General features: G+C 57.6%; 22 protein-coding genes and 1 tRNA gene. 15 read left to right on the top strand and 8 right to left on the bottom strand.

The annotated features are described in order from the left end of the window. The 3 genes from WMQ00_RS05890 to WMQ00_RS05880 form a co-directional block, all read left to right on the top strand. A partial coding sequence (locus WMQ00_RS05890; RefSeq protein ID WP_340440769.1) for an HNH endonuclease signature motif containing protein occupies positions 1 to 1,070 on the top strand: 1,070 nt, incomplete at its 5' end. 144 nt (positions 1,071 to 1,214) lie between these two features. Then, complete coding sequence (locus tag WMQ00_RS05885) at positions 1,215 to 1,943, top strand: ABC transporter ATP-binding protein (protein WP_023020834.1); 729 nt, start codon at positions 1,215 to 1,217, stop codon at positions 1,941 to 1,943. Beyond that, complete coding sequence (locus tag WMQ00_RS05880) at positions 1,944 to 4,487, top strand: ABC transporter permease (protein WP_023020835.1); 2,544 nt, start codon at positions 1,944 to 1,946, stop codon at positions 4,485 to 4,487. A 54-nt stretch (positions 4,488 to 4,541) separates the two neighbouring features. Here the strand turns inward: WMQ00_RS05880 and WMQ00_RS05875 are convergent, their stop codons facing one another. From WMQ00_RS05875 to WMQ00_RS05855, 5 genes are all read right to left on the bottom strand, one after another. Next, positions 4,542 to 6,851 carry a bifunctional lysylphosphatidylglycerol flippase/synthetase MprF gene (locus tag WMQ00_RS05875; RefSeq protein WP_340440768.1) on the bottom strand — a complete coding sequence of 770 codons (2,310 nt, stop codon included), beginning with the start codon at positions 6,849 to 6,851 and terminating at the stop codon, positions 4,542 to 4,544. Continuing rightward, positions 6,838 to 8,040, bottom strand: a complete 1,203-nt coding sequence (locus tag WMQ00_RS05870; RefSeq protein ID WP_340440767.1) for an alpha/beta hydrolase — start codon at positions 8,038 to 8,040, stop codon at positions 6,838 to 6,840. Before WMQ00_RS05870 ends, WMQ00_RS05875 begins: the two co-directional genes overlap by 14 nt. A gap of 61 nt (positions 8,041 to 8,101) precedes the next feature. Continuing rightward, on the bottom strand, positions 8,102 to 8,461 hold the full coding sequence (locus tag WMQ00_RS05865) for a fluoride efflux transporter FluC (RefSeq protein WP_023020838.1): 360 nt from the start codon (positions 8,459 to 8,461) through the stop codon (positions 8,102 to 8,104). After that, on the bottom strand, positions 8,458 to 8,760 hold the full coding sequence (locus WMQ00_RS05860; protein ID WP_049360965.1) for a fluoride efflux transporter family protein: 303 nt from the start codon (positions 8,758 to 8,760) through the stop codon (positions 8,458 to 8,460). Before WMQ00_RS05860 ends, WMQ00_RS05865 begins: the two co-directional genes overlap by 4 nt. Positions 8,761 to 8,770: 10 nt before the next feature. Further along, the gene (locus tag WMQ00_RS05855) at positions 8,771 to 10,192 is read right to left on the bottom strand and encodes an alanine/glycine:cation symporter family protein (RefSeq protein WP_340440766.1); all 1,422 of its coding nucleotides are present in this window, start codon (positions 10,190 to 10,192) and stop codon (positions 8,771 to 8,773) included. A 133-nt stretch (positions 10,193 to 10,325) separates the two neighbouring features. On the opposite strand from WMQ00_RS05855, the gene pgm reads away from it, so the two are divergent. The 4 genes from pgm (at position 10,326) to WMQ00_RS05835 (ending at position 13,376) form a co-directional block, all read left to right on the top strand. Then, complete coding sequence (gene pgm / locus WMQ00_RS05850; protein ID WP_340440765.1) at positions 10,326 to 11,942, top strand: phosphoglucomutase (alpha-D-glucose-1,6-bisphosphate-dependent); 1,617 nt, start codon at positions 10,326 to 10,328, stop codon at positions 11,940 to 11,942. A gap of 16 nt (positions 11,943 to 11,958) precedes the next feature. After that, on the top strand, positions 11,959 to 12,423 hold the full coding sequence (locus tag WMQ00_RS05845; protein WP_023020842.1) for a MauE/DoxX family redox-associated membrane protein: 465 nt from the start codon (positions 11,959 to 11,961) through the stop codon (positions 12,421 to 12,423). Between the two features lie 54 nt (positions 12,424 to 12,477). After that, positions 12,478 to 13,227: a DsbA family protein gene (locus WMQ00_RS05840; protein ID WP_023020843.1), complete on the top strand. Its 750-nt coding sequence runs from the start codon at positions 12,478 to 12,480 to the stop codon at positions 13,225 to 13,227. A 76-nt stretch (positions 13,228 to 13,303) separates the two neighbouring features. After that, positions 13,304 to 13,376, top strand: a tRNA-Ala gene (locus tag WMQ00_RS05835). A gap of 54 nt (positions 13,377 to 13,430) precedes the next feature. Here WMQ00_RS05835 and WMQ00_RS05830 read toward each other — a convergent pair. Then, positions 13,431 to 14,339 carry an NAD(P)/FAD-dependent oxidoreductase gene (locus WMQ00_RS05830; RefSeq protein WP_316360072.1) on the bottom strand — a complete coding sequence of 303 codons (909 nt, stop codon included), beginning with the start codon at positions 14,337 to 14,339 and terminating at the stop codon, positions 13,431 to 13,433. 78 nt (positions 14,340 to 14,417) lie between these two features. Between WMQ00_RS05830 and WMQ00_RS05825 the strand changes: the two genes are divergently transcribed. Next, positions 14,418 to 14,792 carry a DUF805 domain-containing protein gene (locus WMQ00_RS05825; RefSeq protein ID WP_239204903.1) on the top strand — a complete coding sequence of 125 codons (375 nt, stop codon included), beginning with the start codon at positions 14,418 to 14,420 and terminating at the stop codon, positions 14,790 to 14,792. 30 nt (positions 14,793 to 14,822) lie between these two features. Further along, positions 14,823 to 15,548, top strand: a complete 726-nt coding sequence (locus tag WMQ00_RS05820) for a fructosamine kinase family protein (protein ID WP_239204905.1) — start codon at positions 14,823 to 14,825, stop codon at positions 15,546 to 15,548. On the opposite strand, the gene nadE is transcribed toward WMQ00_RS05820, so the two are convergent. Further along, positions 15,545 to 16,366, bottom strand: coding sequence for an ammonia-dependent NAD(+) synthetase (gene nadE, locus WMQ00_RS05815; protein ID WP_284799137.1), 822 nt, complete (start codon positions 16,364 to 16,366; stop codon positions 15,545 to 15,547). The genes WMQ00_RS05820 and nadE overlap by 4 nt on opposite strands. A 27-nt stretch (positions 16,367 to 16,393) precedes the next feature. Between nadE and WMQ00_RS05810 the strand changes: the two genes are divergently transcribed. From WMQ00_RS05810 to nrdE, 6 genes are all read left to right on the top strand, one after another. Then, complete coding sequence (locus WMQ00_RS05810) at positions 16,394 to 17,749, top strand: sugar porter family MFS transporter (protein WP_284799136.1); 1,356 nt, start codon at positions 16,394 to 16,396, stop codon at positions 17,747 to 17,749. A 120-nt stretch (positions 17,750 to 17,869) separates the two neighbouring features. Then, on the top strand, positions 17,870 to 17,992 hold the full coding sequence (ykgO, locus tag WMQ00_RS05805; RefSeq protein WP_003847162.1) for a type B 50S ribosomal protein L36: 123 nt from the start codon (positions 17,870 to 17,872) through the stop codon (positions 17,990 to 17,992). Positions 17,993 to 18,155: 163 nt separating this feature from the next. After that, positions 18,156 to 19,061 carry an esterase/lipase family protein gene (locus WMQ00_RS05800; RefSeq protein ID WP_340440764.1) on the top strand — a complete coding sequence of 302 codons (906 nt, stop codon included), beginning with the start codon at positions 18,156 to 18,158 and terminating at the stop codon, positions 19,059 to 19,061. Positions 19,062 to 19,365: 304 nt separating this feature from the next. Further along, a complete protein-coding gene (gene nrdH, locus WMQ00_RS05795; protein WP_023020850.1) occupies positions 19,366 to 19,605 on the top strand; it encodes a glutaredoxin-like protein NrdH in 240 nt (79 codons plus the stop codon). Between the two features lie 22 nt (positions 19,606 to 19,627). Continuing rightward, a complete protein-coding gene (nrdI, locus tag WMQ00_RS05790) occupies positions 19,628 to 20,059 on the top strand; it encodes a class Ib ribonucleoside-diphosphate reductase assembly flavoprotein NrdI (protein ID WP_023020851.1) in 432 nt (143 codons plus the stop codon). A gap of 54 nt (positions 20,060 to 20,113) precedes the next feature. Further along, positions 20,114 to 22,276, top strand: coding sequence for a class 1b ribonucleoside-diphosphate reductase subunit alpha (nrdE, locus tag WMQ00_RS05785; RefSeq protein WP_259825326.1), 2,163 nt, complete (start codon positions 20,114 to 20,116; stop codon positions 22,274 to 22,276). 55 nt (positions 22,277 to 22,331) lie between these two features. On the opposite strand, the gene WMQ00_RS05780 is transcribed toward nrdE, so the two are convergent. Further along, complete coding sequence (locus tag WMQ00_RS05780) at positions 22,332 to 23,027, bottom strand: FadR/GntR family transcriptional regulator (RefSeq protein ID WP_239204913.1); 696 nt, start codon at positions 23,025 to 23,027, stop codon at positions 22,332 to 22,334. Positions 23,028 to 23,051 lie beyond the last annotated feature (24 nt).

Raw genomic sequence — 23,051 nt, 5'->3', positions numbered from 1 at the left:
AATGGCCGTGGCCTACCCCGACCGCTTCGACAAATACCTATAAACCCAGCCCCACACACAAACAACTTGACACGCTCGAACAAAACCTGGGACACTTCAAACTCCTCGGGTATATCCGCGCCCACTACCGCATGTGCCAACTACCCCTCGTTACCGAAGTGCAAGGCCACCACTGGATACTCGATCTGACCAAACTGCGCATCATCGACCGCGAACTATACCGCCTAGATAACAACCTAGATGACCTCGAAGCCATCGACGCAGCACTCGCAGACTTCCTCACCCCCACCACACCAAACGAAACAGTACCCACCGACGCCGACCTACGCCGGTTTATCCGCACCTTCATCGATACCCACCTTTGCCCAGAAGACAAAGAACAACAGCCCGAACCCCGCCTTCGAATTCATATCAATCCAGACCACACCACCACCCTGTCACTGACCTGCGACCGCGCCACAGCCGCCATCATCGCCCACCACATCGACGCCTACGTCAATAAAGCGAAAACCACCGCAGCACAAGGACTTATCGACCTCATCTTGGAAGACACCCACACCAGCGTGGCTATCAACACCTTTACCACCAACCCAGAAGCAAACAGCGTCTATGTTCCTGGTGCCGGATGGATAAACATCAACCAAGCACCCATAGACCACGCTTTCGTGCGCTGCCTAGTCGCCGATGACGTTGATGGTTACACCCCAAATGTTGACATCCGCGCCTACACCCAAGGCAGAGACGCCACCTGCCGCTGGCCCGGCTGCACCATCCCCGCCACACGATGCCAACTAGACCACCGCATTGAATACCACCAAGGCGGACCGACCAGCCCAGACAACCTAGTAAACCTCTGCCAACACCACCACAACATCAAAACCGACCGCCGCGTCCACTACATCCTCGACCACATCACCGGCACCATCGCCTGGCTCCACCGAGACGGCACCTACCAACTAGACCACCCCACCGGGCCCCTAGCCACACACCAAACACACTGGAACCACACCTGGGCACAATACCTCGCACTACAACAACAAAGAACAAAAAGAGGAACGGCAACAGATTAGGTTGATGGCAACCGGAGTACGGCTCCATGATTGATCTCGCCATGCCTTAGTGTGCCGTTTTCCTCCTCTGGGATGATGCTGGCCGTCGTTCATGGTAGCTAAACTATAAGAGGTAATTTCCCATTTACAAGGAGAATTTGTTTCATGACTGATGCTGCGGCTCGCGCCGTTGACTTGTTCAAGCAATACGGAAGCGATGACACAGCCGTTGTGGCCCTGGATCATGTTTCCATTGAGTTCGGCAAGAGCGAATTCACTGCGATCATGGGCCCATCGGGCTCCGGTAAGTCGACGCTAATGCACACTATGGCTGGTTTGGATTCCGCGACTTCCGGTTCGGCGTTTATCGGCGATACCGATATGTCGGCGCTCAACGACAAGGACATTACGGCGCTGCGCCGTGATCGGCTGGGCTTTATTTTCCAGTCCTTTAACCTTGTTCCTACGCTGACTGCCGCGGAAAACATCACGTTGCCGACCGACATTGCGGGTAAGGACGTCGATAAGCAGTGGTTCGAAGAGGTAACTCGCCGTCTAGGCTTGGCAGAGCGCTTGGAGCACCGACCGGCTGAGCTATCAGGCGGTCAGCAGCAGCGCGTGGCCTGTGCCCGCGCGCTGGTTTCCCGTCCGGAAATTATCTTCGGCGATGAGCCAACCGGCAACCTGGACTCCAATTCTTCGGCCGAGGTGCTCGATATTTTGCGCACGGCAGTGGACAAGGATGACCAAACCGTGGTCATCGTGACGCACGATGCGAAGGCAGCGTCGTACGCGGACCGAGTGGTTTTCCTTGCTGACGGCAAGCTTGTCAACGAGTTGCACAATCCGACGATGGAGGCCATTCACCAGGTAATGGCGGAGATTGAGGGCTAAATGGCACGCGGAAATGCAATGCGCAGGGTGTCCCTGCGCAATATCGTGGCGCATAAGTTGCGCCTTGGGCTGACAATTCTCGCGGTGGTCTTGGGCACAGCGTTTATTGCCGGCTCGTTTATGTTCACCAATTCGCTGAAGTCTACTTTTGACTCCGCCGTGGATAATGAATTTCGTGGCGTGGATGCGGTGGTGAGCCAGAAGGACGACAATGGCGCGAAGCTGGATGAAAAGCTTCGCCAGAAGTTGGCCGATGATGAAGATGTCAAGAACATCAATATTGCGGATTCGGAGACTGTCGTCGCAGCCAATGAGAACTCGGAGGCCTATCAGACTCAGGGCGGTACGGCCAGCGTTGTCCCGTTTTATCCAGAGGATAAGGTCGTTGGCGGTGCCGATAAGCTAAAGGAGGGCGAGGAGCCGAGCGGTAAGGACGAAGTCCTTGTCAATTCCTCCGCGGCGGATAAATACGGAATCTCCGTGGGACAAAAGCTCATTGTGGTTCACCCCGATGAGCAGGATACGGTTACCGTTTCTGGTATCTCGGAGCCCGCCGTCGACCAGGGCGATAGCATCGTGCTGAGCATGGCCGAGAAGGACTACCTGGAGCGCTACGGCGATCCGAGCCAGCTCAAGGTTTCTGCGGCCGAAGGCGTGGATGCGAACGCCTTGGTGGATCACCTAAATGACAAATATGACGTCAAGGCGGAGTCGGGCGAGCGCCTGGCGGAGGAAACCTCTGAGATGATGTCCTCCGCCTTGAAGTTCATTAACTACTTCCTCATTGCGTTCGGCCTGATTGCACTGCTGGTGGGCACGTTTATCATCGCTAATACCTTCTCTATGATTGTCGCGCAGCGCACCAAGGAATTCGCTCTCCTGCGCGCGCTGGGCGCTTCCCGCCGCCAGATTACGAACTCGGTGGTGGTGGAATCTGCCATCGTGGGACTTCTGGGTTCCATTGTCGGCGTTGTTGCCGGCATGGGCTTGGTGGCCATCATTAAGGCAGTAATGAGCGCGAAAGGAATGCCGTTCGACGGTGGCTTGGGCCTGAGCGTTTCGGCCATCGTGGTCCCGATTATTTTGGGCACCATCGTGACGGTCGTGTCCGCGTGGGCCCCGGCACGGCGCGCAGGTCGCGTGCAACCGGTTGAAGCGATGCGCACCACCGAGTCTGCTTCTGCGTCTTCCCTGAAGGTCCGCACAATTTTCGGTGCCATTATTTTGCTGGTTGGCATTGTTGCGGCGTTGGCAGGCGTGCTTTCCGACGGCGAGACGAACGTCCGCGCCGTCCTCGTCGGTGTGGGCGCGTTCGGGATCATTGTCGGATTCTTCTTGGCTGGCCCAGCCCTGTCGCTCCCTTTGGTGCCGACGGTAGGCAAGGTAATCGGTGTGCCTTTCGGTGCTATCGGTTCTTTGGCGGCGACGAACTCGCGTCGCAATCCACGCCGCACGGCTGCTACTGCATTTGCCCTGACCCTAGGCGTGGCCTTGGTGACGGCTATTGGCATGCTTGGCGCGACGATGAAGTCCTCCGTGGCCGATACCGTGGAGCAGAACATCACCTCCGATTACCTCCTTTCTGGCCCTAGCTCCGGTGAATTCCCAACACCGAAGGACACTGGTAAGCGTGCGGCTGAGGCTGAGGGCGTAGATAAGGCCATCACCATCGGTATGGCTCCGGTGACCGTTGATGGTCAGGCATCGATGGATTATGGTCCGCAATTCCAGCAGACCACGACTGCGGATGGAGATCCGTCGTCGATGATTGCGCTCGATATGGTCGAGGGCGATGCCAACTTGGATAAGGGATTCATTGCTACCGAAGACTTTGCCAAGGAACACGGCTGGAAGGTAGGAGAGACCTATAAGGTAGCTTCTGCGGAAAAGGACAAGAAGGCCGAGGCCAAATTGGTCGGCATCTTTAAGTCCACCGATGTGGTGCAGAATATGGTGCTCTCGCAGGAGGTAGCTGAAAAGGTTGCACCGGAGAAGTCCTTTACCGTCCAGATGGTGGGCGTCTTGGGTCAAGAAGGCTATGACAAGGAAGAACTGCGCCATAACTTGGAGGATGCGGTCAAGGATCTGGTTGTGGTTCAGGTCAATTCCGGTGAGGAGTATGCGGGCCAAGCTGCAGGCTTTATTGACCAGATGCTCTCCATCCTTTATGGTCTGCTCGCCCTTGCCGTCATTATTGCGGTGTTGGGCATTGTCAATACCTTGACCTTGGGTGTAATCGAGCGCCGCCAGGAGATCGGTATGTTGCGGGCTGTGGGCACACAACGCCGCCAGATCCGCACGATGATTACCCTGGAGTCCGTGCAGATCGCGCTCTTTGGCGCGGTGATGGGCATCCTCATTGGGCTCGGCTTGGGCTGGTCTTTCATCAAGATCCTCGGCGATGAGGGACTAGACTCTGCGCAGATTCCGTGGGCGATGGTGCTCATTATGCTTGTGGGCTCGGCCCTCGTCGGCATTATCGCGGCAGTATGGCCGTCGCACCGCGCGGCGAAGACGCCGCCATTGGAAGCAATCGCCGACTAGCTGCCTAGTCTAAGGCCTCCCCTCATCACACGTTGAGGGGAGGCCTTAATGCTTTTACGCGGCCATCCATGCCTTGACTGCCGATACCGCATCCTTGGTCTTCATATCGGGCAGGTAGGCGTGCATGGTGGCCAGCGCGATGGAAGGAAGCTTCAATTCATCGTGATAGCACAGGTACCACGGGTGCTCCTCGGGCTGGAATTTGCGCTTGCTGGCCGCGAGGGTGCGGAAGCCATAGAGAGGTTCTACTTCCTCCCCAATGCGATTGAGGGCGACGTCGAGCCAGTTAGGCTCGTCAGGCTGTCCAGCCAATGGCGCACCGGACAAGGAGATCCAGGCAAGGCCTTCGGACTGGGCAATGAGCATAGCCTCTGAGATGAGGAGCTCAATTACTCCCTTAAAGCCGTGCTCGTTGCGGCGCATGACGTCGAGAACGTAACCGGCAATAGCACCATTTTCGTATACCGGCATCCAACTGGTCACACCATGCAAAGTGCCGTCGGCGGACTCAGCAAGCAAAAGCCGGGTGCCGGTCACCGTCATTTCTTCTAAGCCGCCGAGGGTAAAGCCCATCTCGGGTAGGGCCTTGTCGGAAACCCAGTCCTCGCTGAGTGCGCTAATGCGGGCGATAGAAGCAATATCTAGCTCCTCCCACGTGGTCCACCGAGTGCTAACGCCTTCCTTCTCGGCTTTGTTTCGGGCCGTGCGCACATTTTGGAATTTCTTTCCTTTGAATTCCACGGACTCGCAGTTGAGGACTGCTTCTTCTGCAACTTGTAGGCGCTTGAGCTGTGGGTGAGCATCCGCGAACTGCGCATTGACGGAATACCACGCCACGGCCCAGCCTTGCTCGGCGGCAAAGCGCTCGAATTCGGCGCTGATATCGTGGCCGACGGGGGCGCCCAGCGTGAGCGCGATGCCATTGGAGACACGATAGGCCACATAGGAATCACCGTGGAAGAAGTACCGGTTGGATTTCCACAGCGTCATGAAGGAAAGATGATCGCCGGTGCCGGATTCGAGCAGGTGGCGGGCCGCGTCGCGGTCGGATTCTTGTGCAGGGTCAACGGGCCGAGAAAAGCCAAGGTAGAGCCGGACTGCCAGCAGGATCCAGAAGGCGTTTCCAACCCATAGGTAGATGAACCAGGAAAACATCGTTGCCGGTGCGACGTGGTGGGGAAGGATAAGCGCAACGACGGCCGGAACGAAGCGCAAGGGAGTCTCTGCGAGGATGTCGGAAAGATTTGCTGGGGGAACGGTGTTGTGCAACGAGGCCGTAAGGATCCACAAGCCCGCGCCGAGGGTAGAGGCAAGGATAGCGAAGACAATAGTGCGGGTGAAAAATGCGCGGTTTTCGCGGATCCGGAAGAGCGAACGATTGATAAGCAGCATGAACAGCGCCAAGAGCCAGGGAAGGATGACGAGCACGAGGTTGGGCAGGAGGTAGCTCAGGCGGGCATCGTCCCAAAGCTGGTAGGTCAGCAAGGCGATGGCCAGTATTTGAGTGATAACCGCCATCCACCAAGCGAGCACGCGGCCCCGCATGAGACCAAAACACACCACCAGCTGGATGATAAACGGCATGATATTGGCTACCAAGGCGCCGATGCCCTGGGCACGGGCGAGATCGACTGCGGCGGTGCAGCTGGTAGAAGTTAGCGAATCTGCGCAGGCTTGAGTGGCCTCCAGAGCCGAAAGGTGTGGTGCCCACAGGAGCTGTGTGATTTGGGAGAACGGACCTTCGGCCATGGGGTCGAGTGCCACGAAGGCGGGGCCAATGGCTACGCAGGCGATACCGACGGCGAGGAGCACGCGACGCTCCCTGATGGAAGGCGGCGCGGATTCGGGCTTAAAGAGCAATTGGCCAGCCGTAATAGAAAGCATGGCGGCGACGATGCCGAGAACATCTGACATGGTGCCGGAATAGAGCACAAAAGTGGCGGTAAGCACGATAAGCGAAACGCGCAGTCGCCGGCGCCATAGGCGAGGGAGTAAAGCGGAAGCAAAACCAGCGGCACCGGCGATAAAGCCGATAGGGGTGAGGAAGGTATCGCTCAATAAGTCATTGCCCCATCGATTTAGGCCTACGGTCTCGATACCGCGGGCGAGCACGATGGACAGCGGGACGCTGATGAGCTGGGAGACAACTCCTACCGCCAATGTGCGCAAGGAACCTAAGCGCCATTCAGCGGGAACGAGCCAGAGCACGATGAGCACGGACAAGATAATGGCGCCACCGGGGTGCGCGGTGGTCAGCGCCAGCCAGTGGGAGGTGGGGAAGTCCACTAGGTGAAGCGCCCACATAATGACTAAGACGGCTAGGGAAACGGGAAACCTGGTCAGGATGGTTTTAAGAACGGACATCGTGGGCTCCAATTCCATCGAAGGGATCCTTGATAGCGGTCATTCCACCGCGGCTAGCGGCCCAAGCGAAAGATTCGCGCAGGGCTGGGCGCCACACCTGGAAGGAGTGGCCGCCGGGTCGGGTGCCAAAGTAGGTTTTCATGCCGGCGGCGCGGGCGGCATCGGAAAGCGAGCGCAAAGCATTGACCGAAGCAGAGTCCTTATCGCCAGCGATGAAGATGGCCTGGGTAGAGAAGTGCTTGTGGGCGAGCAAGTGGGCGGGGTCTTGGTCATTGAAAGCGGATTCGTCCCCGGCGAAGAATTTCTTCACCGTCGCCGCGTGGTTGCCAATGGTGGGTTCAGCCTCACCGGAAATGTCGATGATGGAACCATAGGCTTCGGGGCGGTTGGTGGCGATCTGTAGGGAGCAGGTGCCGCCGTAGCTTAATCCGCCCACCGTCCAGGTGCGCTGATCCGGGTTGACTTTGAATTTTTGTTTAATGGCCTGTGGTACGTCCTGGCTGAGGTAGGTCATTACCTTAGCCTGGGAGCTATCGGCGCAAATGGGGTTGGCGGTTTCAGAGCCGGTGGCGTCCACGGCTATGACGATGGGGCTGCGGCCCCCGTTAGCCGCCTGGAATTGGTCTGCAGTTTCGGCTGCCTCGCCCGAACCGAACCACTGATCCGGGCCGCCCGGGTTGCCGTGCAGGAGCACGATGACAGGCAAGGTACGGTCCGTCCAGTATGCCGGCGGAATATACGCGGTGGCTTGTCGAGCGGCGAAATGGGAGGTGGTGCCGGGAAGATCGACATGGACGATGGCTGCACCAGACTTGGTGTGGGAAAATTCTTCGTAGCTCATTTCCTTTGCCACAGGGCGCGGGTCAAGGGACGCAATATCTGGATAGGTTTGGTATTCCATGTTGACGATGCCGACCGTGGCCAAAAGGGAAAAGATTCCGGCGGTGACCGTGACAATCTTAGGTTTGCGTACTAGCGCCGCCACGGGGACGAAGGCGGCGAGGAAGATGTACCACGGTACTTGCCAGTGACGGAGTAGGAACCAAGCAATAATGCACAGCAAGGCGGCGATGACCAGTGGCCACACCTTGCGTTGGAGGAGAATGATGATGGCCGCAATCGCGAGGATGGCGTAGAAGATCACGCCATTGATGGGATCCGCCAAAGGCAGATTCAAGAGGAAACTCACCCGAAAAATATTAGGCCTGAGCGGGCCAAAAGTAACTGCTAGTTAGCTGGGAGTTTACCCCTTAAATCCCGTGATAAATGCGGGCCGCCCAGATGGTGCCGCGCCAGGCTAAAACGATGCCGAGCCCGATGGTCCAGAAGAGATACTTGCTCAGCCGCCACCATTGTTTGCGTTTGATCATTTCTCCTAGTTCCTTGGCCAGCGTGGACCAGGTGGACAGGCCACCTGCAAGGCCGAGGGCGAGGAAGGGGTGGATGAGGGGGACGTCGGCAAGCTGGGTGAAACCATAAGCCAGGCCGAGGGCGAGGGAGCCCAAAATATTCGCCACGAAGGTGCAGTAGGGGGCAGGTAAAAGCCGGGTAAAACCATAGCGGAGGCTGCCGCCTATGAAGCCGCCGAGAAGGACGCATAGAAGATTCATCGCAGCTTGTCACCCGCCAGGTAGCCGCCCACGCAGCCAACGATGGTGGCTAGGACATAGGCTAGGGCGATGGTCCAGTGCGCTTCGGAGGTGAGGAAGGCGAAGGTGGCAAAGCTGGTGAAGCCGCCCAGCACGCCCGTGCCCCAGAATGGGCTGGGGCGGAAATAACCCATGAGCGCGCTGCCGAGAATATTAATGATGAGCAGCGGGATCATGCCGCCGCCGAGTGCTACGGAAAGCAAGTATCTGGCAGCCGCACCGAGCGCGGCGCCAGCACCCACGACGAGGAATTGAGGCATGCGGCCTATGTTACTTCCAGTCCATTCCCTGGGACTCTACGAACGCGCGCACCTCATCTACCGGTTTATTGAGCTTGGGATCAAAGGCTAGGTACGCCTTGGTCTCGCGGGCTACTAGGCCGGAAAGGAGGAGCAGCCCAATGAGGTTCGGGATGGCGATGAGACCATTGGCCAGATCGGAGAAGGTCCAGGCAAGCTCGAGCTCCGAGACGGAACCGACAAAAAGCAGGCAGGCAAAGAACATGCGGTAGGGGATGGAAGCCTTGCGGCCGCACAAGGACTCCAAAGAACGCTCGCCATAATAAGCCCAGGCCATGATGGTGGAAAAGGCGAAGAAAATAATGGAGAGCGAAACGATGGTGCCGCCCCAGTCGCCAGGCAAGACACGGGAGAAGGCCTCGGCCGTCATGATTCCGGCCTCGTCGCGGCCCATGTCCCAGGTGCCACCCACCACAATGACCAAGCCGGTAATGGTGACCACAATGATGGTGTCAATGAAGGTCTGCGTCATGGAGACTAGCCCCTGGCGCGCCGGGTGCGGGGTTTTGGCGGCCGCCGCGGCGATGGCGGCGGAGCCCATGCCGGACTCATTGGAGAAGATGCCGCGGGCGACGCCGTATTGAATGGCCATCATGATGGTCGAGCCTACGAACCCGCCGCCGGCGGCCGTGCCGGTGAAGGCATCGCTGAAAATCATGGCAAAGGCGGCGGGGAGCTCTGCGGCATGGGAGAAAATCACGTACAGCCCGCCAAGAACATAAACGATGATCATTAAAGGCACGAAGGCCGCGGTGATGCGGCCGATGGCCTGGATTCCCCCGAGGAGTACGGAGCCTACCAAGACGAACAGGATTGCACCGGTGGCCGCTGGGGCGATGCCGAAAGTGGATTCCATATTGGTGGCCACGGCATTGGCTTGGGCGAGGTTGCCGATGCCAAAGGAGGCGCAGATTGCGAAGATGGCAAAGAAGACAGCTAGCACGGAGCCGAGCGGTCCGGGGATGCCGCGCTTGAGATATTGCTGGGGGCCGCCGGACATCTCGCCCTTGGAATCGGTGGTGCGAAAACGCACTCCGAGGTACGCCTCGGTGTATTTGGAGGCCATGCCCACTAGGCCCGTAATCCAGATCCATACCAGCGCGCCGGGGCCACCAATGGACAGCGCGGTAGCCACCCCCACGATATTTCCCACGCCTACGGTGGCGGCAAGGGCGGTGGTCAGCGCCTGATAATTGGAAATATCTCCTTCGGTGGACTCATCATCAGAGTCTGTGGCAAAGACGTGGCGCGTCGCACGCCCTAGCGTCCGGAACTGGAGGCCACCCAAACGGATTGTCAGCCACAGGCCCGTGCCCAACAGGAGTGGAATGAGGATGAATGGTCCCCAGACCACGGTGCTGATGGCGGAGAGAATGGAATTAAGCGAGTCCATTCTGCAAATCTAGCGAACTATAGAAATGGAGTAAATTTGGCCATACCCCCAGCCGGGGGATCATCCGTCCTGCGCAATCACTGGGGAGAAGGCAAGCTATAGCTATACGGACCCCAACCCCAAGGAGTACGCCATGGCCCACGAGCGCGCCGGCACGCTTGCACAACCATCGGACCTCATTGACATCGCAGAATTGGTCACCGCCTACTACACCCGCACCCCGGATGCGGAGAACCCAGACCAGCAGGTCTCCTTTGGTACCTCTGGGCATCGCGGTTCCGCACTCGACTGCGCTTTCAATGAGGCGCATATCCTGGCGATCACCCAAGCCATTGTGGACTATCGCGCAGAGCAAGGCGTTACCGGGGCAATTTTTATCGGCCGAGATACCCATGCGCTATCCGAGCCCGCCATGGTCTCCGCCCTCGAGGTGCTGCTGGCCAATGAGCTGGAGGTTCGCGTCGACGATCGCGGCCGCTATACCCCGACCCCGGCGGTATCCCACGCGATTTTGACCCGCCCCGGTACCGACGGCATTGTGATTACTCCTTCGCATAACCCTCCGCGCGATGGTGGTTTCAAGTACAACCCGCCAACCGGCGGCCCGGCCGATGCGCAGGCAACCGATTGGATTGCAGGGCGCGCCAACGACTACTTGCGCGCCGGGCTGGAGGGCGTGAAGCGGACGTCTGTCGCGGGCGTGCTGGACGAGCGCTGCATCAAGCATGACTACGTACACAACTACGTGGCTGACCTTAAGAATGTGGTGGATATGCAGGCTATTAAAGATTCCGGCCTGCGCATCGGCGCTGATCCCATGGGTGGTGCCTCGGTGGACTATTGGCAGGCCATTGCGGATTACTACGGGCTGAATATGACCGTGGTCAACCCTGAGGTGGACTCCACGTTCCGCTTTATGACCTTGGATACAGACGGCAAGATCCGCATGGATTGTTCCTCGCCGGCTGCCATGGCCTCGCTTATCGACGCCCGCTCAAGCTTCGACCTTGCCACCGGCAACGACGCCGATGCGGATCGCCATGGCATTGTCACTCCCGATGCTGGCCTGATGAACCCCAATCATTACCTCGCCGTGGCCATCGAGTACCTCTTTAGTCACCGTCCGCAGTGGGGGAATGCCGGTGTGGGAAAGACTTTGGTGTCCTCCTCTATGATTGATCGCGTGGTGGAAAGCCTTGACCGGGAGCTGGTGGAGGTTCCCGTCGGCTTCAAATGGTTTGTGCCGGGGCTGGTGGAAGGCACCATTGGTTTCGGTGGTGAAGAATCGGCCGGTGCTTCTTTCCTACGCTTCGATGGCTCCGTATGGTCTACCGATAAGGACGGCATCATTATGGATCTACTTGCCGCGGAGATCACCGCAGTAACGGGCAAGAGCCCGTCCCAGCGCTATGCAGAGCTGGCGGAAAAATTCGGTGCCCCAGCCTATGCCCGTACCGACGCCCCAGCTAACCGCGAGCAAAAGGCCATCCTGAAGAAGCTATCTCCCGAAAAGGTCAGCGCTACGGAGCTGGCAGGGGAGGAGATCGTGGCCAAATTAACTGAGGCTCCCGGCAACGGTGCCGCCATCGGCGGTCTGAAGGTGGCGACTAAGAATGCGTGGTTCGCTGCCCGCCCTTCTGGTACGGAAGATAAGTACAAAATCTATGCGGAGTCTTTCCTGGGTGAGGAGCATCTCAGAAAGGTACAAGCAGAAGCACAGGCAGTTGTTACCCATGTATTAGAGGTTTAACGCTAAACTCATCCTCGTGAGTAGCAAGAATAAAGGGAAGCTGGTGCTCGATATCATCAGCTTCATCGCCCGCTTTGGCATGGCCTGGGTGTGGATTGAAGCCGGCGTGCACAAGCTCGGCAAAACTCTGGACATGACCCAAGCCATCAAAGGCTATGACATTTTTACGCCTGATTGGGCTCTTTACCTAGCAACGGTCATTGGCCCATTAGAAGTTATCGGTGGCGTGCTCTTGCTTCTCGGGCTGTTTTTGCGGAGATCCTCCATCGTGGCAACCATCGTGTTGCTGCTGTTTATGGTGGGCATCGCGCAGGCCTGGGCCCGCGGGCTAGATATTGACTGCGGCTGCTTTGGCTATGACGCCCAAAATCCTGACCGCGGAATGGATTATGCGAAGACGCTGTTGCGCGATGCCGCGTATCTATTCTTCACTGTTTGGACTATTAAACGCCCTTTCACCAAGTTTGCCCTTCACCCCTAATAGGTGGGCAAGGTAGGCTGTATTGGTCCGAGAATTTTCAAAGGCAAGGTTCAAATGAGCAAAGTAACTGACCCGAACGCTAAGGGTGGCAACGGTTTTATCTGGGGAGTCGGTGTACTTCTCGTCATCATTGCCGTTGTTATCGGCTATATCGTGTGGAATGGCAAGCAGTCATCCACGGACTCTGTCGGTGACCTTGAAGCCCAGGACGTGAATATGTCCATGGAATACAACGACGGAGCCATCACCCTCAAGTCTGACAGTGCCAAGAAGGGTACCCCTGAGGTAGATCTCTACGAGGATTTCTCCTGCCCGCACTGTGCTGAATTGGCTCAGGCTACCGACGGTGACATGAAGAAGGCCATCGAAGATGGCAAGCTGATCGTTCACGTGCGCACCCTCAACTTCCTGGATGGCAAGGATATTGAAGGCCAGGAAGGCTACTCCACGAAGGCGGCAGCCGCTATGTCTGAGCTGTCTAAGTCTGGTGACGTCAAGACTTACTGGAACCTGCGTGATTACATGCTGCAAAACCAGCAGACGGTGGCTTCTTCTTGGGAGATTGCGGACATTGCAGAAGCAGCCAAGGAGCTTGGCGCGGAAGACGACGTTGTTGAGTCCATGAAGAACGTGGATATCAAGCAGGGCAATAAGATGGCGAAGACCAACTACGACAAGCTGGATAAAGAAACCGGCTCTGTCTCTTCGCCGCGTATTGTTCAAAATGGCAAGGATGTTCCATCCGAAAAGGATCAAAAGGCCGGCAAGAACCTGGGCGATTGGGTAGAAATCGTCACCCAGTAGCAGGCGATTTGGAGAGTTAAATACCCTCCATGTATATTTAAGCGAGTTGCAGCCCACAAGGTTGTACCTCGTTTGAGGGGCTATGGCGCAGCTGGTAGCGCACCACACTGGCAGTGTGGGGGTCACGGGTTCGAATCCCGTTAGCTCCACAATATAAAGGAGAGGAACATTAGTTCCTCTCCTTTTTTGTTTGTCTTGGGTGCCTATAGTTTTGCTAAGTCCTCATCAAGCATGCACTGGTCGATAGCAATGCCTACGGCGGCGCCGCTACCCATCGCCTGGGAGACCTGATCCGGCGAACTGACTACATTGCCGGCTGCCCATAGGCGCGATACTGAGGTTTGGCCACGCTCTGCTTTGACCCAGCCATTGGCCGATTCGCAACCGGCATCCCGCAACAGTGCATCGTTGGGCAGAAAATCGGGCCCAGTAAAGCATGCTTCGTAGATGTGTACTCCATCGGCGCTGTGTACTTCTACGCCGGTGGGCGATGCCTGATCCGGCTGGACTTGTGTCACCTTCGCATCGTTTATCTCTACGCCCAATCCGGTGAGCTGGGTGCGGTCAAGCCCGGTGAGCTCAAGGCCGTTGGGGTAGAAGGTCAGAGCACTCGTCCACTTAGAAAGCAGTTTGCTAATGCGGATAGTAAAAGGCGGATTCGCGCCGCCAATGAGCGCAACCTTCTTCCCCTTAACCTCGTGGCCGTGGCAATAAGGGCAGTGAAAGAGGCGCGTTCCCCATAAATCACTAAGACCAGGGACCTCAGGGAGCTTGTCTGTGAGACCAGTAGCAACGAGGGCATGGCGGGATTCTAGAAGCGTGTCATCGGTGAGTCTTATTTGCCACGGGGCCTGCTCGGAAGGTCGGGAGAGGCTTTCCACGGTGTCGTGGGAAATTTTTCCACCAAATTTCTGCAATTCCGCGTGGCCGCGTTCGAGCAGCTCGGTGGGAGCCACGCCGTCGAGGCCGAGGATGCCGTGGGAATGTTCGCTGAAGCGGTTGCGGGGAGCGCCGGAATCGATAAGCTGAACATTCCGGTTAGCGCGGGCCAAGGTGATGGCAGCGGCGGTGCCGGCAAAACCACCGCCGATGATGATGACGTCTGATTGCATTGCTCATCCTTTATGGGAAGTGGGTAGCATGGTTCGCAGCCGAGTATATGCAGCCAACGTCGAAGGGGCCCGCGCGTTATGACTTACGAATCCACGGGGTTCTTTACACGCGATGCGCTCTACGGGGCGTCTCCTGCGCAGGCAGTGGGCAGGTTCTTTATTCGATACTTCAACTTCCTTGGTCGAGCGTCTGTGAGTGAGTTCTGGTGGGTATTTGGCTTTCTAGTGTTGATTTCAGTGCCCATTAACGCCGTCGATCAGCATTATGGCGTGAATATCAAGCCTGTTGTAAAAGGATTTCTTGCTATGCCGGTCGTTTCCTTAATTTTCCGGCGGTTGCACGATTCTGGGAGAACGGGGTTTTTATGCTTGATCGGGTTTATCCCCGTGTTCGGTGGGTTAGCGCTTCTATTCATGATGTGTTTGCCCACGCGGGAGCGCGCGGCGCTTTAAAAATTTCCCTGCCGGATTAGGCTGGGCGTCATGCAGACTTTTTCAAAGCGAGTACGCGACACGGATCAAGCTGGCGCCGAGGCGGCAGGATTGCGGTGGCTTGGGGAAGCTACCGATGCGGTGGTCAACGTAGTAAGCGCCGACGGGCTAGAGATCGTTACCGAGCGCGTGGACGAGGTCATGCCCACGCCGGAGGCGGCGAGGAAGTTTGGTGCGGAGTTGGCTCGCATGCACCACGCAGGAGCCGAAGCGTTTGGCGCACCTCCTGCCGGATGGGAGGGAAAGAACTTCATCGGCAGCATCGAGCAAGACTGCATCCCGACGGATAACTGGGGTGAGTTCTACGTCGAACAGCGCGTGCTGCCTTTTGCGGAACTGGCTGGGATTAGTTCGGCGCAGTTGGATTTGGTAAGGCGAGCTTGCGATGCCATCGCCGCGCGCAGTTGGGATGTGGCGCCGGCTCGCATCCACGGTGACCTGTGGGCGGGAAACCTGCTCTTTGGTTCCGATGGCGGCATCATGATTGACCCCGCTGCCCACGGCGGGCATCCGCATACGGATTTGGGAATGCTGGCCCTTTTCGGGGCACCATACCTAGAAGAAATTTTCCAGGGCTATGGTGCGCCGAAAGATATCGAGAATTGGATTCCTATGCATCAGCTGCATCCACTAGCGGTGCATGCGCTCACGCACGGTGCAAGCTATAACCGGCCGCTGGAGCGTGCGGCTGCCGCAACCTTGGAGGCACTGGCCTAAAGGTTTGGCCCCTGCGGCATGATGCGTTTATGAGCGCCGCGGCGCCATAGGGTTTCGATGCGTTCGCGGGCGGCATCGGGAACCGCCTTTCCCTCCAAGTAGTCATCGATGTGGGCGTAGGTGACGCCGAGGGCTTCTTCGTCGGGAATCTGGGGCTTATCGTCTTCCAAGTCCGCGGTGGGGACCTTCTCCCAGGTAGAGCGCGGGGCGCCGAGGTGCTCTAGGAGGGCGGCGCCCTGGCGTTTATTGAGCCCGGCCAAGGGGAGGAGGTCTGCCGCACCATCGCCCCACTTAGTGAAGAAAGCAGTGACGTTTTCCGCCGCATGATCGGTGCCGATGACGAGGGCGCCGACCTCGCCGGCGATGGCGTACTGGGCGGTCATGCGCAGGCGGGCCTTAGTATTGCCGCGGTTGAAATCGGTGACGTCGGCAAGCTGCACAGCATCCGCCACCTGCTCGTCGAGGGCGAGGGTGGCCGGCTTGATATTGACGGTGGGGCGGTGATCAGGCTGGATGAAATCCAGGGCAATCTGGGCATCGTCCTCATCGGCCTGCACACCGTGAGGCAGACGTACGGCCCAAAACTCCGCGCCGTCTACGCGGTCCACCGCCAGTTGCGCGAGCTTTCCTGTCAAGGTGGAATCCTGGCCGCCCGAAATCCCCAGCACGTACCCCTTAGCGCCGGTGGTGCGCAGGTAGTCAACCAAGAAATCCACGCGGCGCTGGACTTCCGCTTCTGGATCGATAAAGGGGCGTACACCCAGGGCTTTTATGATGGTTTGCTGCAGGTTTTCGGCATCGTTCGACATGACGTTCATGGTAGCCGCCTGACACAATATTGTGCTGTGAATAAGGATGTTTATGTCAAGGTAGTAGCTGGCGTAGCGGCCCTCGGCGGGCTGCTTTTTGGATACGACACCGGAGTGATGTCCGGTGCCTTGCTTTTTATTAGCCCCGAATTCGACATGAGCGCCCACCAAGAGGGGTGGGTGACCTCGATGCTGCTCGTAGGAGCTGCTGTTGGTGCGCTTACGGCTGGGCGCATTGCCGATAGATTTGGCCGGCGGTTTACGTTGATTGCGGGTGGCATCATTTTCGTGCTGGGCTCCATCTGGTGCGCCCTGTCCGGTTCGGTGGGCATGCTGGCCACGGCGCGCACGTTCTTGGGCTTTGCAGTAGGTGCGGTCTCCATCGTTTCGCCCATGTACATCGCGGAAATCGTGCCCGCCAAGGTGCGCGGGCGCATGGTCTCGCTCAATACCCTGGCGATTGTGGTGGGTCAGTTGATGGCCTACTTGGTCAACTCCGCATTGGCCTCTACAGGCAGCTGGGAGTGGATGCTGGGCTTGGCCGCCGTGCCAGGACTCGCGTTGGCGCTCGGAATGGTGTTTCTGCCAGAGACGCCGGTATGGCTAGCGACGAACGACAAGATGGCTCGTGCTCAAGAAATTGCCGGGCGCGCCGGAATGGATATTTCGGAGCTGACTTCGCAGGAGACCGCGCGCAAGTCCAGCGGGTCTGAGTGGAAGGCTCTTGCTGCCAACCGGTGGATGCAGATTACGGTGCTGCTGGCCATGCTGATGGGGCTCACACAGCAGATTACCGGTGTCAACGCCATCGTGTACTTCGCACCGACCATGATGAATCAGGTGGGGATTTCTACGGCCAATTCGGTCTATACTTCCATCGTTATCGGCACGGTATCCGTGCTCGCCTGCTGGGTGGGGCTGAAGGTAGTAGACCGCATTGGGCGCAAGCGCTTATTGCTCATCGGCCTGACCGGCAACGTGGTCTCGCTATTCATTCTTTCCTTCGCCTATTCCCACGCCCAGGATTCCACCGCTATGGCTATGGTCTCTTTGGTATTTATGGCGCTGTTTATTGCCTTCCAACAGGCGGCGGTCTCACCCACGACGTGGCTGCTTATCTCCGAGCTAGTACCGCTGCAGGTACGTGGTCTAGGCATGGGCATTGCGGGGCTATCGTTGTGGGCCACCAACTGGGCCGTGGCGCAGTACTTCTTGCCGCTAGTGGAGTGGCTGACTGGCCCGGTGGCGTTTATGGTCTTTGGAGTCTTTGGTCTCATCGCCATTGCCTATACCCGCATTTTGGTTCCAGAGACAATGGGACGTAGCCTGGATGAGGTAGGCGAGGAGATGAAGTCGCGCTACGAGCGCGAGTCCGCAGTCGTCAAGCCTTAGTGTTTTGGTATTGACGGCCGCGTGAGGTAAAATTTTTCCTCGTGTCATGGCTGGGGATTCCCAGTCCGTGCTTTACTTATTCAACCGCATGTAGATTGCGCATAACGAAAGGAGCGCCCGATGAAGGTCCGTAAGTCCCTTCGGTCGCTGAAGAAGAAGCCGGGCGCCCAGGTTATTCGCCGCCACGGTAAGGTCTTCGTGATCAACAAGAAGGATCCCCGTTTCAAGGCTCGTCAGGGCTAATTGATTCGCGATTCCATCCGCTCCCTCCGGCTATCCGGAGTGGGGCGGATTTTTTATGGGTGAATTATGGCACAAGGGATAATTTTCTCCAGGGCCACGGGGAATAAAGAGACATGTATGAATATAATCAAATCGCCGTTATGTGTCGTGAGAAAGAAGAATAATGTCCCGGCGAATTGTTGCTGTGCTTGCTGCTGCAGCCCTTGGGCTATCCGCCCCTATTGCTAATGCCTCTCAGTCGGAGTGGGAATCCTCTGTTCCAGAGTCCTTTGGGATCAATGACCCTTCCTGTGTGCCTTCTGGCCAGATTGTTGAGCCGGTGGTGCTACTGCATGGCACCTATAACAATGCGGGTGTGTGGAAAAGCTTGATTCCGATGTTGAAGGATCAGGGTGCGTGCGTATGGGCCTTTGATTATGGAGCGGATGATGTTTCTTTGCAGAATGCTTCTCCCTCAACGAAGGCCATTTCAGATTTGGATGATGCGGCCGAGGAAATAGCGCGGCACGTGGACCATGTCCGAGCGGTAACCGGCGCAGAGAAAGTGGACTTGGTAGGCCATTCCCAGGGCGGTACCCATATTAAGACCTATACCCAAATGTACGGCGGGGCTGAGCACGTCGCTCGGGCTGTGGCTCTAGGCGGCAACTTCCACGGCACCACGCTGGGTGGGCAGGGCGAAGGTCTGGCCAAATTCATCGCCTTCGCACCCCGCCTCGCCGCCTTCTTGGCCAGCACGGCCGGCATCCAACAGGTGGTGGGTTCGGAATTTATGCAAAGGCTCAATGCGCTGCCGGACACCGCGCCGGGCGTGCTCTACACCTCCATCTACTCGCCGGCGGATACGACGGTAACCCCGAATAGCTCCTCGCAGCTGGTAGCTGTCGACGGCGCCGATGTGGTGAACCTCGACCTTGGTGAGGTCTGCGGCGTGGCTCCTCGGCACGATAAGCTGCCGACTGACCGCACGGCGCTGAGCCAGGTCATTTTTGGCCTGAAGCGCGCCCCAGGGGAGGGGCCGCGGCCGTCGACCTGTGTCTCCGGGGAGTCATCGACGGTCGGTTCCTGAAGCGAAGCGCCACACCACAAATGTGAACTTTGACACACAAAACGGTGAATTCCAGGTAAACCCGCAGGAATCTCATTGATGTAGTTTCATGGCTGTCCTTGGGTGTGGTCAACATGTGGGGCCTGGGGGTGTGTCATCCTGGGAATACCATGCTTGTAACTACTATATATTGTGTTGGTTGCGGGTCTTTCCCCCAAAGTATAGTGTCGTTGATGTTGTTCAGAGCGGCGCAGGAAGCGCCCGAATAAGCGGGAAACGCTCCCCGTTCTGACGAGTTTTCAATGCAGGAGCTTTAAGGATCTATATGTCTATCACCGTTTACACCAAGCCAGCGTGCGTCCAGTGCAACGCCACCAAGAAGGCCCTCGATCGTGCCGGCCTCGAGTACGACCTCGTCGATATCTCGGCCGATGACGAGGCTCGCGACTACGTAATGGCATTGGGTTACGTTCAGGCCCCAGTAGTTGAGGCCAACGGTGAGCACTGGTCTGGTTTCCGCCCAGACCGTATCAAGGGCCTGGCTTCCCTAGCGGCATCCGCCTAAGGGGTAGGGGAGGCCAGTAGCGATGTTGGTCGTGTATTTTTCCTCCGCAACGGAAAATACGCACCGGTTCGTGCAGAAACTGGGCTTTCCCAGCGCGCGCATTCCGCTGCGCCGCACGGAGGAGCCCCTCAAGGTCAACGAACCTTATGTCTTGGTGTGTCCCACCTATGGCGGGGGCGCGTCCATTAGCCACCAAAATTCCCGTCCCGTGCCCTCACAGGTAATTAAGTTCCTTAATGATGAGCACAACCGCAGTTTCATTCGCGCGGTAATCGCGGGTGGTAATAGCAATTTTGGCGCCGACTTTGGCAAGGCTGGTGACGTCATCAGTGCCAAATGTAAAGTGCCCTATGTATATCGTTTCGAGTTGCTGGGAAACGATGACGATATAAAAATTTGTCGTGAAGGCTTAATGGCTAACGCCGCCGAGCTTGGGCTCGAGGCCGCGGCCTAGCACCCACCACGACTTAAATAAAGATCCTGATTTTTAAGAAAGGCCTTGTCAGCTGTGAGTACGCAATTGGGGAAGACCGTCGCCGAGCCAGTAAAGCCGGAAGAGCAGTTGGACTACCACGCTCTCAACGCGATGCTGAATCTCTACGATGCAAACGGCAAGATTCAGTTTGATAAAGACCGCGAGGCCGCAAACCAATTCTTCCTGCAGCACGTTAATCAAAACACGGTCTACTTCCATGATCTGGAAGAAAAGATCGATTACCTGATTAATAACAAGTACTACGACCCACGAGTCATCGAGCAGTATGACTTCTCCTTTATTAAGGAGCTTTTTAAGCGCGCTTATTCCTATAAATTCCGCTTCAAGTCTTTCCTGGGCGCGTATAAGTACTACACCAGCTACACGCTGAAGACCTTTGATGGTCGCCGCTACCTCGAGCGCTTTGAGGATCGTGTCTCCATGACCGCCCTATTCTTGGCAGATGGTGATACTGGCTTGGCAGAGCGCCTTGTGGACGAGATTATGAACGGCCGTTTCCAGCCGGCCACCCCAACCTTCCTCAACGCCGGCAAGGCCCAGCGTGGCGAGCTCGTGTCCTGCTTCCTGCTGCGCATCGAGGACAATATGGAGTCCATTGGACGCTCCATCAACTCCGCGCTGCAGCTTTCCAAGCGCGGCGGCGGCGTGGCCCTGCTGCTGTCTAATATTCGTGAATCCGGCGCGCCCATTAAGCACATTGAGAACCAGTCTTCCGGTGTTATCCCAGTAATGAAACTGCTGGAGGATTCCTTCTCTTATGCCAACCAGCTTGGTGCCCGCCAGGGCGCTGGTGCGGTCTATCTCAATGCGCACCACCCAGACATCATGGACTTCCTGGATACCAAGCGTGAGAATGCGGACGAGAAAATCCGCATTAAGACCCTCTCGCTGGGCATCGTCGTGCCGGATATCACCTTCGAGCTGGCCAAACGCAATGACGATATGTACCTCTTCTCGCCGTATGACGTAGAGCGCGTCTATGGCAAGGCCTTCGGTGACATCTCCGTTACTGAGCACTATGAGGAGATGGTAGAAGACCCACGCATCCGTAAGAAGAAGATCAACGCCCGTCACTTCTTCCAGACCGTGGCAGAGCTGCAATTCGAGTCCGGCTACCCGTACATCATGTTCGAGGACACCGTGAACCGCGCCAACCCGGTAAAGACGTCGTGGATCAACATGTCCAACCTGTGCTCGGAGATCCTGCAGGTTAACTCCGCTTCCGAATTCAATGCGGATCTGACCTACCAGGAGCTGGGCAGCGATATCTCTTGTAACCTGGGCTCGCTGAATATCGCGATGACCATGGATTCGCCGGACTTCGCCACTACGGTGGAGACTGCCATCCGTGGCCTGACCGCTGTGGCGGATAAGACGTCCATCGATTCCGTGCCGTCTGTGCGCCGCGGAAACGACGAGTCCCATGCCATCGGCTTGGGCCAGATGAACCTCCACGGTTACTTGGGTCGCGAGCACATCGAGTATGGCTCGGAAGAAGGCTTGGATTTCACTAATGCCTACTTCGCGGCCGTGCTGTATGCGGCGCTGCGTGCCTCTAATAAGATTGCCCGCGAGCGCGGTGAGTACTTTAAGGAGTTCCCGCAGTCCGAGTACGCCTCCGGCGAATTCTTCGACCGCTACGATCCGGAAGAGTTCAAGCCGCAGACAAAGAAGGTCCAGGAGCTTTTCGAGTCCTCTTCGATCCACACCCCGTCCGCCCAGGACTGGGAGGAGTTGAAGCAGGACGTGGCCAAGTACGGACTATATAACCGCAACCTGCAGGCAGTGCCGCCAACGGGTTCGATTTCCTATATCAACAACTCCACCTCGTCCATCCACCCGATTGCCTCCAAGATTGAGATCCGCAAGGAAGGCAAGATTGGTCGCGTCTACTACCCGGCGCCGCACATGGATAATGACAACTTGGAGTATTTCAAGGACTCTTATGAGATCGGCTTCGAGAAGATCGTCGATACCTATGCCGTAGCCACCAAGTATGTAGACCAAGGTCTATCGCTCACCCTCTTCTTCAAGGACACCGCAACCACCCGCGATGTCAACCGTGCGCAGATTTATGCGTGGCGCAAGGGGATTAAGACCTTGTATTACATCCGCCTGCGCCAGATGGCGCTGGAGGGCACCGAGGTCGAGGGCTGCGTATCCTGCATGCTCTAAACCATAGGTAGAACGCCTCGATGCACGTCGTGGGGAAGGACGTGCATCGAGGCGTTTAACCGTTTTCTGCCCTGGTGCGGTCGAGGATGGTGCGGGAGGTGCTTTCGGCGGCGTCGGCAAGCCCAGCATCAATGGCGCGGGCCAGCTCCATGTGCAGTTGTGTGGTCCCGCCTATCGGATCGCGCTTGCGGGAACCAAAGACGGACTTGCCCTTGAGCATGGCTACTAGCGAAGGGGCGAGCGCGGCCAGCATCTCATTGCCGGAAGCCCGCAAAATTAAAGTGTGGAAACGCAGATCGGTTTCCAGTTCCTCGCCCACGCGCGGGGAAGGAGTGGATTCTAGCTCGGCTAAACGCGCGGCGAGGCGAAGGAGCTCCGCCCGCTGCCGGGCGCTGGCATTGCCGGCTGCGAGTCGGGCCGCCACCGGTTCGATTCCCAGCCGCAACTCGTTGAGGCGTGCCACTTGCTGCCCGCGGGTTTTGTCATCATTTAACCGCCAGCCGATGATCGCCGGGTCATATACCGCCCAACTATCCATCGGCAGCACCGTGATTCCCACGCGACGCCCAGAGCGGACCATGCCGAGGTGTTCGAGCGTGCGCATGGCCTCACGGGCCACTGTGCGGGAGATGCCAAAGCGCTTTTCGACGTCCCCCAGACGGAACCGCTCGCCCTCGGCGATGTCTCCGCTTACGATCTCGGCGCCGAGCCTATCCACCACGGAACCCAGCAGGGGAGGGGTGGCACTCATGCGGAAATCCTTTCTTTGCATGCT

Source organism: Corynebacterium sp. KPL2825, assembly GCF_037908445.1.
Taxonomy (GTDB): domain Bacteria; phylum Actinomycetota; class Actinomycetes; order Mycobacteriales; family Mycobacteriaceae; genus Corynebacterium; species Corynebacterium kefirresidentii.
The sequence above is the reverse complement of the archived record's forward strand: the minus strand, read 5'-3'. Positions and strand labels throughout refer to the sequence as shown.